The sequence below is a fragment of the Thalassotalea litorea genome, from assembly GCF_043642205.1.
GTDB lineage: Bacteria > Pseudomonadota > Gammaproteobacteria > Enterobacterales > Alteromonadaceae > Thalassotalea_A > Thalassotalea_A litorea.
Genome location: NZ_JBHZSG010000029.1, coordinates 29,878 through 44,208, shown reverse-complemented (window position 1 = coordinate 44,208; position 14,331 = coordinate 29,878). Strand labels below are relative to the sequence as shown.

Annotated in this window: 10 protein-coding genes; 1 reads left to right on the top strand and 9 read right to left on the bottom strand. The window is 43.3% G+C overall.

What is annotated here, in order from left to right; genetic code table 11:
- Positions 1-262 precede the first annotated feature (262 nt).
- The 8 genes from ACHUFQ_RS12370 to ACHUFQ_RS12335 form a co-directional block, all read right to left on the bottom strand.
- The gene (locus tag ACHUFQ_RS12370; protein ID WP_394175987.1) at positions 263-733 is read right to left on the bottom strand and encodes a DUF3592 domain-containing protein; all 471 of its coding nucleotides are present in this window, start codon (positions 731-733) and stop codon (positions 263-265) included.
- A gap of 177 nt (positions 734-910) precedes the next feature.
- Positions 911-1,291: a nuclear transport factor 2 family protein gene (locus ACHUFQ_RS12365; RefSeq protein ID WP_394175986.1), complete on the bottom strand. Its 381-nt coding sequence runs from the start codon at positions 1,289-1,291 to the stop codon at positions 911-913.
- Positions 1,292-1,374: 83 nt separating this feature from the next.
- Entirely contained in the window at positions 1,375-1,890 is a 516-nt protein-coding gene (locus ACHUFQ_RS12360) for a hypothetical protein (RefSeq protein WP_394175985.1), read from the bottom strand.
- A gap of 53 nt (positions 1,891-1,943) precedes the next feature.
- On the bottom strand, positions 1,944-2,195 hold the full coding sequence (locus tag ACHUFQ_RS12355) for a hypothetical protein (protein WP_394175984.1): 252 nt from the start codon (positions 2,193-2,195) through the stop codon (positions 1,944-1,946).
- A gap of 187 nt (positions 2,196-2,382) precedes the next feature.
- On the bottom strand, positions 2,383-2,742 hold the full coding sequence (locus tag ACHUFQ_RS12350) for a hypothetical protein (RefSeq protein WP_394175983.1): 360 nt from the start codon (positions 2,740-2,742) through the stop codon (positions 2,383-2,385).
- A 153-nt stretch (positions 2,743-2,895) separates the two neighbouring features.
- Positions 2,896-3,141 carry a hypothetical protein gene (locus ACHUFQ_RS12345; RefSeq protein WP_394175981.1) on the bottom strand — a complete coding sequence of 82 codons (246 nt, stop codon included), beginning with the start codon at positions 3,139-3,141 and terminating at the stop codon, positions 2,896-2,898.
- Between the two features lie 405 nt (positions 3,142-3,546).
- Positions 3,547-5,877, bottom strand: a complete 2,331-nt coding sequence (locus tag ACHUFQ_RS12340; RefSeq protein ID WP_394175980.1) for a carbohydrate-binding protein — start codon at positions 5,875-5,877, stop codon at positions 3,547-3,549.
- A 196-nt stretch (positions 5,878-6,073) separates the two neighbouring features.
- Positions 6,074-8,644, bottom strand: a complete 2,571-nt coding sequence (locus ACHUFQ_RS12335; protein ID WP_394175979.1) for a glycoside hydrolase family 3 protein — start codon at positions 8,642-8,644, stop codon at positions 6,074-6,076.
- A gap of 368 nt (positions 8,645-9,012) precedes the next feature.
- On the opposite strand from ACHUFQ_RS12335, the gene ACHUFQ_RS12330 reads away from it, so the two are divergent.
- A complete protein-coding gene (locus tag ACHUFQ_RS12330) occupies positions 9,013-10,218 on the top strand; it encodes a helix-turn-helix domain-containing protein (protein ID WP_394175978.1) in 1,206 nt (401 codons plus the stop codon).
- A gap of 435 nt (positions 10,219-10,653) precedes the next feature.
- Here the strand turns inward: ACHUFQ_RS12330 and ACHUFQ_RS12325 are convergent, their stop codons facing one another.
- Positions 10,654-14,292, bottom strand: a complete 3,639-nt coding sequence (locus ACHUFQ_RS12325) for a carbohydrate-binding protein (protein WP_394175976.1) — start codon at positions 14,290-14,292, stop codon at positions 10,654-10,656.
- Between the last annotated feature and the right edge of the window lie 39 nt (positions 14,293-14,331).

Below are 14,331 nucleotides of genomic sequence, written 5' to 3'. Positions count from 1 at the left end.
GCTTGAATTAAAGGAATGTCCGTTAAGTATCAATTACTAAAATGTTGCTTTATTGGCAAGTGTCCGTTTCTCGCTCACAGCAGCCGCTCGCTACTACAAACTTTTCAATAACTTACGTTATTTATGACGACGCCGCAAATAGGCAAACTAATATACGATGATTACGGAATGTAACACGCAAAAATGCTCGACTAAAATTAGCGACGAATGAATACAAGCCAAACGTTTTACGTTCTTTTAAGTAACTTGTCAGCAGTATCGTTTAGAGAAGTCCCAATTTTTTAAATATGGTTTTGAAAGCCTGTACTTCAATAAATTGATATGGGCCAGAAATAATTGGCAAACATAAATTCACGATATGGAATAAGTTAACGCCTGAGAGAAGTACAGCTTGTGTTGGATCTTTAGGGTTAACACGAGCAAAAATTTGTTTTTTGTTATTTAAACGCCTAAGTGTGATTTTATGCAATATGGACAATGGGCTACTTGAATAGTTAAAAGCAAACCTTTTAGACGTGAAACCTTCATTTTTGTAGCTATAAGAATACCAAATTTCAACTTCATAAAGCTTTGAACCTTTTACCGAACTCGACGCTTCAATATTCGTGTACATAATAGAGGCAGGAACTCTAACCCATGAAAAAACAAAAAAGCTGCGAAGAATACCAACCAGGTTAAATATGATTGAACGAAGAAACAAATAACCTAATAGATACTTAACAAATATTTCCATTTACTCAAATTTATAGATACTGCTAATAGTTGATTATTAAGCCGACTCCGTGGCATCCATTCCAAGTAACCCGAGTGACTGCTGTTCGCTCTTCAGAGACATTAACCTTTTCAAGGAGATAATATCAACCTCGGATATAAGATTTATGGAAAGACTAATAGCTGCTGACAACCCTAGTTAGGAGTTAAGTTCGAATTCATCACACAAAGTGCCTTGATGGTATAGCATTTGCCACCTTCCATTTTTCAAAGACCATATGGAACAGCGCAAAGAGAAAATCGGAGTCCTCTCACCGCTCTTTTCCATTACAGATTTATAAAGTAACTGAACACAATCAGATGCTAAATATTTAACTTCATAGTGTGATGCGTTTATTTTTGGCGGCAATTCATTGGGTAAACGATCAAGGACTTCTTTTTTACCAAATCGGCAGCCAGAGCCACTAATTTCAGTAAAGTCTTCCGCAATTAAGTTGTCTAGTTCACTAAAAGATGCTCTAGTTTCAGGTCTAAACAATCGCCCTTCTAATTCGATGAGCTTTTCCTTAAGATTTTCCACAAACTCTCCATGTAAGCCAAGCGGCTAATATTCAAATATTTGGATAGTATTCATTTTCGAATTTTGAATGACTGTAGCTCGCTCTATGCGGCCCTTAGCTTAGCTATCATTTTTACAATACCGTAAGAATCAAGGGCACAATAAAACCCGATAGCAATCTCAATTATTGTTGTGATTAAAGCATTCCAGATATATGCAATATTAACTGTATCATTCGGGGTATATTTGTATGCTTGCCATAAGCCAATTATATTATTTATAAGGTCAGGTATTGCCCAGGATAGGATGTATATACCAAGCAATAAAACACCCGTAATCTGAATAGTTTCGGCATTACCTTCTAATTTTGGTGAATCGGCCTTAGAACTTGTGGTTAACATTTTTGACACTGAAACAGGAAACTTAATCATGATTAAAGATACTAATATGGCCAGTATTGATATGGTCAAATAGAATGCCATTCCCGAACCTGATTCAGGGTTAAATTCTTTAAATTGCTTGACCGTTTCAATGACAAATGGCATATCTCTTAATAGGAAAACCAATAGGAAAATTCCAAGTAATCGTATACCAACGCTCAATACATCTAATTTATTCATACTATCCCTGTTGTTATTCTTACGACTCAACTTCACGCATGACTGCAGATCGCTCATTCCGGCCCAATGTAACCCTTGCCTAAATTATCATTGATATAAGGATAACTAGGAAGCTTTGTTCCGCACCAAGGGCAATTAGAAATCATGTTGCCGCCTCCCAAAACTTTAGCGGGCATATCTACAAACCAAACATATTCATCTCTGAATTTTGTTGATTTTATATGGATACTTTCAGGATTGTTTTCCTCAACAGAAGAGTACAAACCGATACAGCAATAGCTGTTTATTCTTTCGGCTCTGTTCATATCTCCCCCTTGTCGATGGACGACCGTTCCTCGCTCACTACGGCCGCACACGGCTACCTATTTTTCAATAAGTTACGTTATTTATGGCGACGTCGCAAATGTGCCATTTGCTGCCCGTTAGCAATTGCCAATATATGAGGTGTTTTAGGCTTTATCTTATATCCAAAGATTAATTATTGATTGGAGACTAAAGTTTATTTTTAGCCCAAATACTTATAATTTCTTTACTTTCTTTTTTATAAAAATCTGTCAGTTTCATTGAATTGTTTGAGCAGTAAGAAATGGATACATGTAGGTTATATCCAACAACAAAAATGATAAAAATAATTGAAATAGATACCAGAAAAACTAAGACCGTCTTAAGCAACTCCAAGTAATCAACTGAGCTACCATAACTTTTAATACCATCTATTCCACCAGAGAAAAAATTTAAAAGTAACGTCAAGACGAATAGGATAAATATAGCTTTACTCAACTGCAATGCAGACTTCCCAGCATACAATAGAAACTTTTTCGTACCATATGTGTGCAGTAAAATCTTATTCATAGTCAAACCTATATGTCTTTATTAACTTCATTCTGGCTTGAATGACTGGCGTTCGCTCATTACAGCCCTAGGCTGTTTAATTTACCTGATACCACCGACAGATATTAAACGAGTCATTATCTAACGTTCGAATATACAAATTTTCTCTGATACTCAGATTTTCTTCTTAAGTAATACAAGTTGATTAATTACTGACACTACAACGATACAGAAAAGTGAACCGTAGATTAACGGGTGAGTAATAAAATTGAGAAAAAACCCCATGCTTGCATACTGGCCAATATCATCACCTTCAAAATAATCCAGGATCACATTTAGAGGCAAGATACCTATTAGCATGAAAACATAAAATTGAAGAGCGGCAAGAACACCTTTTTTAATTGCTTCGAGCATTTTCAACGTCACATCCAATTTTATTCAATACGTATGTCTGCAATTCGCTCAACTCGGCCCGTTAGTAATTGCTAATATACGCCGATCTTGGAGTTTTAATACCATAGCCTCTAGTTATATATGATTCACTCCTAACTAATGCCACTACACCCTTGTAAAAACTATGAGCGCAAATGTCGAGCATCTACGAACCTTTTTCTAGATTACCAAAAGCTCTCATAACTTCAAGTGGTTAAAGTGATGGTGAAAATTGACTCTTTAGGCGGATTTAGGAGAGAGGGGTTAGTTTGACTTCACTCACACTAGATAGGAACATAGTCTTATTTAATCAGTATTAGAGCGTTTAAGTAGCAAAAAAGGCCAGCACTACTTTAGCTGACCTTGCATGGGGAGAATAAATACAAAACCTTGTTAAAAGGTTACGTTACCGCTATTTGTCGCATTAGCTGCAGCGTTATAAGGCAGGCTACCTTGCACGTCGGTTACGGTGAAAGTAAAAGTTCCTTTAGGATCTCGAACCGTTGCCGAAGATAAGGTGACTTGGCCAGATTGGTTGGTAACACCTGAAACCGTACCACTGCTTAAACCGCTCCATTGTCCGGTTACCGTTACACCTTCCATCGGCGAACCCAACTCATCAACAATCGTGGTTGTTGAATAAACGGTAATGCGGTTACCATTTGCTGAGCTCCAACCCATAGTAATATCGCCTACAGAAACCTCTGTGCCCTGCTCTGGTGGCGTTACGGTGCCAGGCTGTAAGTCATAACTAATCAGGTTAAAACCACCAGCACTAACCATGGTCATGATTTGCACGCCTGCCTCAAAGGTTACTTCGGTCTGCATATCCTGATAGGTATTCCAGGCACCAGTATTTGGGGTGATCACCGGACCGGTGATATTTACGCCGTCTATCTCGATATGGAATTGTCCGTTATCCTGAGCCGAAGCAACACGCATTGTTAGTACGTATGTGCCTGCAGTCTGAACGTCAATGGCATAATTTAACCACTCACCGGGATCGATCCAACCAACATTGGTAAATCCGTCGGTTGCTTCAATATCAACACCAACATCCCAACGGTATGCGCCGCCCCAGTTTTCATCATCGATATCATGATAAGCAACACCTTCTCCACCATAATCAAAGTCGGATGCATAGATCACATTTTTAGGCGCCGAAGAGTTAAATGGATGAGGCTGGCTTGGATCCGTTGGTACTGGCATTGGCACACCATAAAACGGACCAGGAGCCGGAGGTGCTGGTGGTTCACAACCTTGCGGAGCCTGATTGGTTGCCGCCGTTACAAAACCATACTCGGCAACACCATCATAAGAGGCATCATCGGCATTTGCCGATAATAAACCCGCGTTTCGACCACGCCCTAGCTTCCCAATCAGATGACCATCTCCACCCCAGGGACGTAAGGTCATTGCAGGTACATTTTCATCCGGACACAGTTGCATCCACTGCCACATTTCGTTTACACCAATGCTAGTAGCCGTTGTGGTTAATGGCTGTCCATCGCCCGTCGCGCTTACATACGTGCCGCTGTCGGTTTGCAAAGCTACATGGCCATTTCCGGCGTCAACCAATGTAAAACTGTCGTTCGGACCATCGGTAAAAGCATCTGCGGCAACCGCCATATTGCTGCCACTGATATTGACAAACTTGCCTTCAAAGTGACTATAGATACCAATACGGGTGCCCATTGCTGGAACATTCGGTGCGCCGGCTGTCGGCCAACTGGTTGCAGATAGTTCCGGTTTCCAAACGGTACCGGCATTATTAAGTTTATTGCGAAGGTTATCTAAATCCATGTCTTGCGCATTTAGCCACTGAAACTGGGCCCAACCCATATGATGTGACTCAAAAGCGGCGTTATAACCATTCTCTGTATCTCCAGGCCAGAATTCCGTGCACAACAATCCTGGATAACCGGTACCGGCAGCTCTAATTGGATTTATCGTCGACTCAATGCCAGGAAGATCCCAATAACCATGCCAGGCAAAAGCGGCGTTTTCCCAGATGTTCGGATCACCAACATTAGACTTAATGTAATCGGCACCATACATCGCAGCGTCAGCACCATTAAAAGACATAAATGAGCCTAAAAAGATCATGGTATCCGGTGCTAAAGAGCGAATATGATTATACATCTGCACCTGTTTGTCCCAGTCTGCATCCGACCAGGCATGGTTTTGCCCTGCTACCGGCTCATTATGCGCTTCATAAAGTACGTGGGTTTCATCCTTATAGCGTGGCGCATACAGCGACCAGAAATCTAAGGTTTTCTGCATGCTGTGAATTTGACCGTTTTCACCATTGTTGGCAATAGTGATCATCACGTACAGGTTTGCCTGTTTGGTGCGAGCCACAAGCTCGTCAGCCAGTGCCAGGTTAACACCTACTGGATCAGGGTTTTGTCCCGCATCACCCTCTAGGTAAACGTGAACAAAGTTAAAGCCATATTCGCTGGCAAGTTTATTGAACGACTCCTGTGAAGGCATGATGGGTTCGATAGAACCGTAAGGGTCACCGCCATCAAAAGACAGGCTTACCCCTCTTAAGGTGGTATTTTGGTCGGTCAGGATAATGTTGTGACCTAGACTTTGGTCAATATGCAATCGACCGCGTTGTGCCTGAGCATTGCTGATAAAGCCAAGTCCCATCATCAAGGTCGAAGTGATCATTAACCACCGGGCAAATTTTCCCGACTTGTTAAGACATTTGGTTTTCATAATTTAGTTACCTTTTCTTGTTGTTATGTAATGTGCCGGCGCTTGTTCTTATTGTTTTGCGCGCAGACCTTTATCAACTCGTTGTTTCCTCCTGTTCGTCGATGTTTATTGGCGATGGCAGTTATATTTTCAGCCATGTGTTTTCCCTGGGGTCGAACGTCCCTGTTCTGTTCCAAACAACAACTCTTAGGTCCTGTTATTCAGGACACTTAGCGGCACCTTCCCCTGAGCCCACTGAAAATTTAACCTCGGCAAGAGCAATGTCTAACTTGCTCTCTGTCCATAAATTAAATGGTGTAACGATTTCACCAAACCGGATCCCTTTGTCAGCGAAACATGACAAGGGAATAGCAAGCTGTTGCCAACTACCTGGCTCAAGTTGTTTTAGCGCGTCTGATATTTCCAGTGACGATTCGCAGCTACCAGCCTGATCACCAAAACCCTCACAATTCATCAAAATGTAAACCTCACCTTGAACGTCGGTAACCCGCGCCAGAAAGGTTAATTTTGCTCCGGAAATTAATTCCGCAGATAAATCTTCCCTGAAGTTACTCTCGCTATTAATTCTCAACCCAGCCTTTTCTGAACCGTTGAAACTCAATAGCATCGAATCTTCCTGTACCTTCCTGTCAATCGTCCGATAACTGACCCCCGCTAACTGGTGAGCATTGGCATTAATCGCGGTATTTTTGGCGCCGGAATACAGCGCCATTTCCCAGGGTTTGTGTACTTTACCGTCGAAAAATACCCGATCCTGAATATCTTCAACTGCATCAGAGATCTCTTCATTTAACGAATCTCCCAACAGATTTTCGTCGCCATAACTCAAGCCAAATCCGTAGGGTAAAAGCGGTGCGTAATCTTCATCATTGCGGTTAACTGTTGCTTGCAAGGGGGACTTTGGCCATGAGTAGGACAAGCGACCGCTAAAATCATATTGAATTTCGCCGTTTGGGTTGGTAAATAATACATCAGCGACTGCCAGGCCTTCTGAACCCGGTAGCCAGGCCGCGACAAAGGCATCCGACTGATTCAATTCCGGGTTTACCCACATAGGTCGACCAGAAATAAATACCGAAATAACGGGAATATTTTCCGCTTTAAGTTTGCGAAGTAATGCTAAATCCGACTTATCGCCTTTTTGGTATTCAAGGGTTGCCCGATCGCCGTGACCTTCTGCATAAGGCTCTTCTCCATAGACAACGATGGCAACATCCGGTTTATTACTGTACTGGCCATCTGGGCTAAGAATTGCTTTGCCGCCAGCATTCTCGACTTGCTCTTTAATGCCGTCGAAAATCGACGAACCGCCAGGAAAATCACTGTTTTGGTTGTTGGTGCCCTGCCAGGTTATGGTCCAGCCACCACTTTGTTTGCCGATGTTATCGGCCGCATCACCTGCCACTAAGACCCGTGACTTCGGGTTCAATGGCAACAGGTTATTTTTATTTTTCAACAGAACCAGTGATTCCCGTACTGCCTGTCGGGCGACCTCACGATGGGCTGCGCTACCGATAAGTTCAGTCTTTCCTGAAAACTGTCGATTAGCCGGACTCGGTTTTTCAAAAATGCCGGCCCGAAGCTTTACTCGTAGGACGCGGGAAACCGCATCATCGATACGTGACATAGGGATCTCGCCCGATTTCGCCTGAGCCAGGGTGTTTTCATACAAAGGCTTCCAATCAGAAGATGGCACCATAAACACATCCAGTCCGGCGTTAATTGCAGCCGGACAACTTTGATTTGTGCAACCTGCAATCTGGCCATGACCTGCCCAATCACCAACGACAAAACCATCAAATCCCATACGCTCTTTTAATACATGGGTTAACAGGTACTTATGACCATGAAGCTTCTCACCATGCCAGCTGTTAAAGGACGCCATTACCGATTGCGCACCAACCGAGAGACCACCGACATAACCTTGCGCATGGATATCGAATAACTCCTGTTCGGAGGCGATATTGTCCCCCTGGTCGTCACCAGCAACGGTGCCACCATCACCGAGAAAATGTTTAACGGTGCTAATTACCCGATCATCGGCTAAAAATCCTTTTCCCGCTTTCCCCTGCAACCCAGTCACTATCGCCGCAGAATAGTCTCTGACGATTTCAGGATCTTCCGAATAACCTTCATAAGTGCGACCCCAGCGATCATCTCTGACAACCGCAACGGTCGGTGCAAATACCCAGTCGATGCCCGTTACCATCACTTCGGTGGCTGTGACTTTGGCTATTTGCTCGATCAATTCAGGGTTATTGGCGGCTCCCAGGCCAATGTTATGAGGAAACAAGGTGGCACCAATAACATTGTTGTGACCGTGCACGGCATCAGTACCCCAGATCGTAGGAATTGTAGAACCATCGAGTGAATCGTCTACGGAAGCCTGATACATGGCTTCAGCCAGAGTTATCCAATCATCAGGGGTTGCATGCTTGTTATTATCGGGAAAAGCGCCACCGCCATTTAAGTACGAGCCAAACCCGTATTTGCGCATATCTTCGACGGTAAAATCTCGAATTTCCGGCTGGATCATTTGCGCCACTTTCTGTTCAATGGTCATGTTAGAAAGTATTTGTATAATGTTGCTTTCTACACTGGGTAATGGTTTAACTTTAATATTCAACTTCGGCCAAATATCAATATCATATTGTTGATTTGAAGCGTCAGTTTCACCGTTATTCTGGCTGGAGTTTGAATCCATTCCACAGCCATAGATACCACTCGCAAACAAACTGGTTATTATTAGCTTCTTTGAAAAACCCATCTTTCTTCCCTTGTAAACATCGTTTTTAAATTTGGCTAGTCCACAACCACACTATGGTCGGTGATAAATCCACCGTTAATCCTTAGTTAGCTGAGGTCATGCCGTTTATATTATTGTGTAAGGTATAAAATAAGCGGATTTACAAGTCGTCCGTTTACGTCATTCAAACAAAGTTAATTGCCATTGATGAGTTCGAATAAAAATTGTTAGCGCAAACTCTTTGGGTAGCAGATGAATAAGACAAAATTCGATAATGGTTCAGGAAATTAATCACATTTTCGTGTGGTTTTAAGGTGACCCAAAAAACTAACGTGGTATGCTAACCAGAAACATAATCACAATAAAAATTTTGCTCAAAAGGTTAGTCGATGGGGACGTTCGAATTTCAATCCATTCTATTTAATTTCCATGATGTCATTTTGTTGATGACGGTAATGCAGTGTTTATTTTTTAGTGCTCTGCTGTACGTTACCAATACAACTAAAACCAAAAGCACCTTGTTTTTAGCAGCTTTTTTATTCGCTCATGCGCTCATACCTGCTAACGAATTAATGATGTGGGGAGCAGAGTTTAAATACCTGGTACGACATTTATGGCCGTCCAGTTATTTCATCCCGACAATCGCCTACTATCTCGATGCTGCGATTCTATTTTTCTGTATTAAACATCTGGTTTTCAAAGACTTTGAACTCAAGCGCAGAGATTTCATCCATTTACTCCCTGCCGTGGTTTATATATTGTTCATCACCTTCGCGTTTTATGGTTATTCTTTCGAAGAACGCCAGCAATTATTGCTTTCCGAATCTTTTGTTTATAGCCCAGGTTACGTCAGTATTGATCTGGCCAATAAAATATTGAGGGTGTGTTACGCCATCGGCTGTATCGTGCTGATAACCCGATACAGTGGCCTGCTCGAGGATAAGAAATCCAATATCGAAAAAGGCCACATCAACTGGCTGCAAACTCTGGTTACTGGCTTTATCGTTGTCATGACATTTGAAGCAATTCTGGCTGCGGTCAAGGTGCTTAATTTGTATATGGATTTCAACGCAGGCTTATTCATGTATATAGGCTTAACGGGCAATTACACGTCATTTATTTTAGTGACATTGATGTTCTTCTTAGCCATTCGAAACTTTATGACCTTTGAGCAGGTTAAAGATGAGTCGCCAACAACAAAAACGATAGACGATCATTTTGTAAACCCGGAAATGGCGGAAGAAATTGAAACCGCCATGCTGCAAACCAAAGCGTATATGGACCCTGATATCACTCTGGATAAACTTGCTGATGAACTAAAAACGCCTGCCAGAGATCTTTCCATGCTAATCAATCGCCATTTTGGTGTTAACTTTTATGAGTTTGTGAACAAATATCGCATTGAAGAAGCAAAGAAAATGTTGATTGATCCGAAAGAATCAAAAACCACCATTACCGACATATATTTAGCCGTAGGTTTTAATAGTAAATCGGTTTTCTACACTTTCTTTAAAAAGTTTGAAGGCATGACCCCTTCAAAATATCGACAGTTGCAACTGGACAAATCGACCTTAGATTGCGGGCAAACGACATAGCTTAGGCGCAGCCAATCGTTGTGATTAATGCCGTTGCGATTTCCCCACGGCATTACCTCACTAACAACCCTTGGTATATTTGGTTCAAATGCCTAGAAGCATCTGTCGTGACAGGTTACTACACCATATCAAACCTGACAGGGTTTCCAACGTCAAACCTGTCATTCCATACATAGACTCAACATCCTAATTTGTATAGAAAATCTCAGGTTATGAGACCAATATGTTCAAAAAATGGCTCGACGTTGAATCGTCGCCAGCCCACATCATTGTTTTTTTGTCCTTTGCAAGTTAGAACCTTGGAGAGCTCAACATACCCAGCCATTAGCCAAGATCCGTAAGCATCGATGAGTATTTGATCGCATCGACTAAATTTTGACAAAAAAAACCGCTGAGGTGATATTCAGCGGTTTTTATTATGATTTTTCTCGAAGATTAATCGACGATGGTTAGCGTCCAGTCATCAAGAACAATCCCTGCAGAGCCGTAGGAGTTACCACCAGATCTGAATAACAGGTAATAGCTACCCGCCTCGGTAATCGTAAACTGACCTGCCGGGTTATCTTCACCGGCGTCACAACCTGCAGCGACCGCGGAACCCGAGTAAGTCGTATCACAGTCCCAGCCATTTAACGCTTTTAGCACTTGCTGGTCACCGCTATATTCGGTTCCTGCAACGGGAGCCTCGAGACCGATATAAACTTCCCCCCAAATCTCGACGATATCCGTAAAAGACATGTGCATATCAAATTGATAGGTACCTGGTTGTAAATCAACAACCGTATATACCGCCATTTGCTTAGTCCACGGACCCGCAACAGTTTCGGTAAATGACACTACGCCATCGGCAATCGTAACGACACCATTACCTTCGACATCGGCTCCCCACATGGTTACCCCTGTCCAGCCACTGTCACTGTCGAAGCCTCCATTGGCGATTAAGTTGACGGGCACTTCGATTTCTGGTGGATTAACCTGCCTTAAAGACCAGTCATCTAAAATAAGGTTAGTTGTACCATAGGTTTTAGCGCCAGAGCGGAACAATAGGTAATAAGTGCCGGCTTCGGTGATTTCAAAACGTCCCGGCTTTTCATTACTATCACAGCCATGCTCACTCGCTAGTCCCTGATAAGTGGTACCACATTCCCACGAATTGAATGCTTTGATAACTTGTTGATCGCCAGAGTATTCTGCATGTTCAACAGGTTGCACAGCACCAATATATACTTCCCCCCAAAGCTCGTCGATATCGGTAAATGACATTTTCATGTCAAATTCATAAATACCGGGCTGTAGCTGAATGCTGGTATATAGACCCATATGTTTGGACCAGGAATCTGACGTTGTTTCACTAAACGTTGCCACGCCATTAGCTATGGTCACAATGCCATTGCCATCAACATCGGCACCATACTGCGAAACTACCGTCCAGCCTGTATCTGAATCGAACGCACCGTTTGACAGTAAGTTGTCACCTAATACGTCATCGACCGGAACATTAGAACACATCGCAGCTTCTACCTGGTTGAACTCAAACCAGTTGATATTTTGGGCGCCGTCTAACGCGTCCAGCCTCATAGTTTGGGCACCACCAGTTAACTCGATATAGCTGTTGAGTGTTGCCCAGGTTTGCCAGCCACCGGTGTTTGGCACCGCTTTGGTATCGACAAGCACATCATTGATGGTTAATGCAAAACCATTACTACCTGAACCACTTGCCACTCGGTAACTTGCTTGATAACACGCTGCAGCCGGTGATTCAAAGTGATAAATTGCCCAGTCTCCAGCATCTAAATAGCCAATATTCAGTTCACCATCAGCATCGGATGTAACTTCTGTTACGATTTCACCTTCCGGTAATTGAATGACCTCAGTCCAGTCTTCTGCTTCAACCCTTATATCCGCGGGCTCTTTGGGCACCCACTGACAACCTGCAGTGATCGCCGAACTGCCTTCACCGCCGGGCTGTATATCCATATTCATCAGGTTAAAACCACCACCGCTAACAAAACGCAGCGTTTGCACACCTGCCGCTAATGTGACATCAACAGTAGTATCCTGCCAAATATCCCACCAGCCTGTTGCCGGAACTGCGACATCTCCTGTTAGGTCCTGACAGTCAGATTCAATGCTGACAAATCCGCCACCTGCGGACGCCACTCTCAGTGTTACCTGATAGTTTCCAGCAGAGGCGACATCTACGGTATACTCTAACCACTCTTCATTTTCGAAGAAGCCTACGGCGGTATAACCTTCATTAGAAACTTCAATATCTACACGCTCATCAAAACGGTATGCATCGCCAAGGTTTACTGACGTGCTATCGTGATACGCAACGGCTTCGCCACCAAAGTCAAAGTCAGCCGCCCATAAACGACCGTTTGGTGCATCGGGATTATAAGGGTGGTTACCAGAACCATTGGTTGGTACGGGTGTGGGTTCTGAATAAAAAGGCCCCGGCTCCGGAGCCAGAGGTGCTTCTAGTGGCGCTGGTGCAACAGCGTGAGAATCCAATGCCACGAAAAACGTATTTGCGCCGTTTAATAATGCACCGTCGCCCACGGAGCCAACAAAGCCGGTATCCAGCTCGTCTCCTTCCTCAATAGTACCTAACAAATGACCTGAACCGCCCCAAGGTCTGAGCGCCACATCACCACTTGGCAATTGTAGCCATCTAAACTTTTCGTTTACACCAATGTCACTCGCTGACGCGCTCGCCGCCTTACCGAATTGACTCACACTCAGGTACTTACCGTTACTGCCTCTAAGCGCAATAAAGCCATCATCTCCAGCATCGACAACGATAAATGCTTCACCACCACCGTCGTGAAAATGACTATTGGATGTGGTAAGTTTGTTGTCACCATCCAGGGTCAAATAGGCACCATCGACACGGCTATAAAATCCTACTTTTTCACCAATCGGAATCTCTGGGGAGCCACTCGCTGGCCATGTCGTCGCGGCTGATTCTGGCCACCATACCGTACCATAAGAATCTAAGCTGTACTTAATATGACCTAAATCTAAATCATTGGCGCCTAACCATTCAAACTGCATCCAACCGATATGATGATTTTCAAAGGCTTCGTTATAGCCATTCTTAGTATCACCTGGCCAAAACTCCGTGTTGATCAGTGCCGGGTAATCCGTACTGGTTTTAAACGCCTCAATGGTGGTTTCCACATCAGGTAGGTTCCAGTACGCATGGAAAGCAAAGGCAGCATTGTCCCAGATATCTGGGTATTGAGTTTTAAGTGAGTCCGCTCCGGCAATCGCTTCTGTAGGACCATAGAAAGACATAAAGGAGCCTAAGAGAATGAGTGAATCTGGAGCTGCCGTACGAATAACCTCATACATTTGCGCTTGTTTAGTCCAGTCTTCCTCGGTCCAGTTATCATTGGTTAGGCTTACCGGTTCATTATGAGCTTCGAAAATAACATGGCTTTCATCTTTAAATTTATCTGCATATAAACGCCAAATGTCGAGTGTTTTATCAAGACTATGAATCGCACCATTTTCACCATTATTGCCAACCGTGATAATCAAATACATTTTGGCTTCGCGCGTTAAGTCAACTAACTGCATCGCCAAATCTTCGTTAACGCCAACAGGTTCCGGATTCTGCCCGGCATCACCTTCTAAATACACATGAAGAGTGTTAAAACCGTAATTGACCGTCAGTGACTGCAGTTGCTCTAGTGTTGGAATATTTTTGGCTTGTTCTGCGCTATAGGGGTCACCGCCATCTAAAGACAAACTAACGCCGCGTAACGGTGTGCTTAAATCAGATAATATGACGTTATATCCGAGTGACGTGTCTATGGTTGGCCGGCCTCTGACGCTCAGGTCTTCGAGTCTTATATCCGGAATTTCAACATCTTCGGGCGCTGGGGTGACAACCGTAGGTGGCTGTGTTGATGGTGAAGGTTCTGTTTGTTTGGCATTTGATAGTGTTTCGTTTTCGCTATCGACACCGAAACAACCTGATAGGACGGTGACACTCACTCCTAACATTATCGCTCTGGTCAATTTCGATAGCTTGATATCTATTGACTCTTTGTTGTTACCTAACATGGCGTTACCTTTTTATTATTAATAGAAATTTCACCTGTA

Coding starts and splice junctions, on each gene's coding strand:
- ACHUFQ_RS12370 (WP_394175987.1), bottom strand. CDS start 733: ATGGAAATATTTGTTAAGTATCTATTAGGTTATTTGTTTCTTCGTTCA.
- ACHUFQ_RS12360 (WP_394175985.1), bottom strand. CDS start 1,890: ATGAATAAATTAGATGTATTGAGCGTTGGTATACGATTACTTGGAATT.
- ACHUFQ_RS12355 (WP_394175984.1), bottom strand. CDS start 2,195: ATGAACAGAGCCGAAAGAATAAACAGCTATTGCTGTATCGGTTTGTAC.
- ACHUFQ_RS12350 (WP_394175983.1), bottom strand. CDS start 2,742: ATGAATAAGATTTTACTGCACACATATGGTACGAAAAAGTTTCTATTG.
- ACHUFQ_RS12340 (WP_394175980.1), bottom strand. CDS start 5,877: ATGAAAACCAAATGTCTTAACAAGTCGGGAAAATTTGCCCGGTGGTTA.
- ACHUFQ_RS12335 (WP_394175979.1), bottom strand. CDS start 8,644: ATGGGTTTTTCAAAGAAGCTAATAATAACCAGTTTGTTTGCGAGTGGT.
- ACHUFQ_RS12330 (WP_394175978.1), top strand. CDS start 9,013: ATGGGGACGTTCGAATTTCAATCCATTCTATTTAATTTCCATGATGTC.
- ACHUFQ_RS12325 (WP_394175976.1), bottom strand. CDS start 14,292: ATGTTAGGTAACAACAAAGAGTCAATAGATATCAAGCTATCGAAATTG.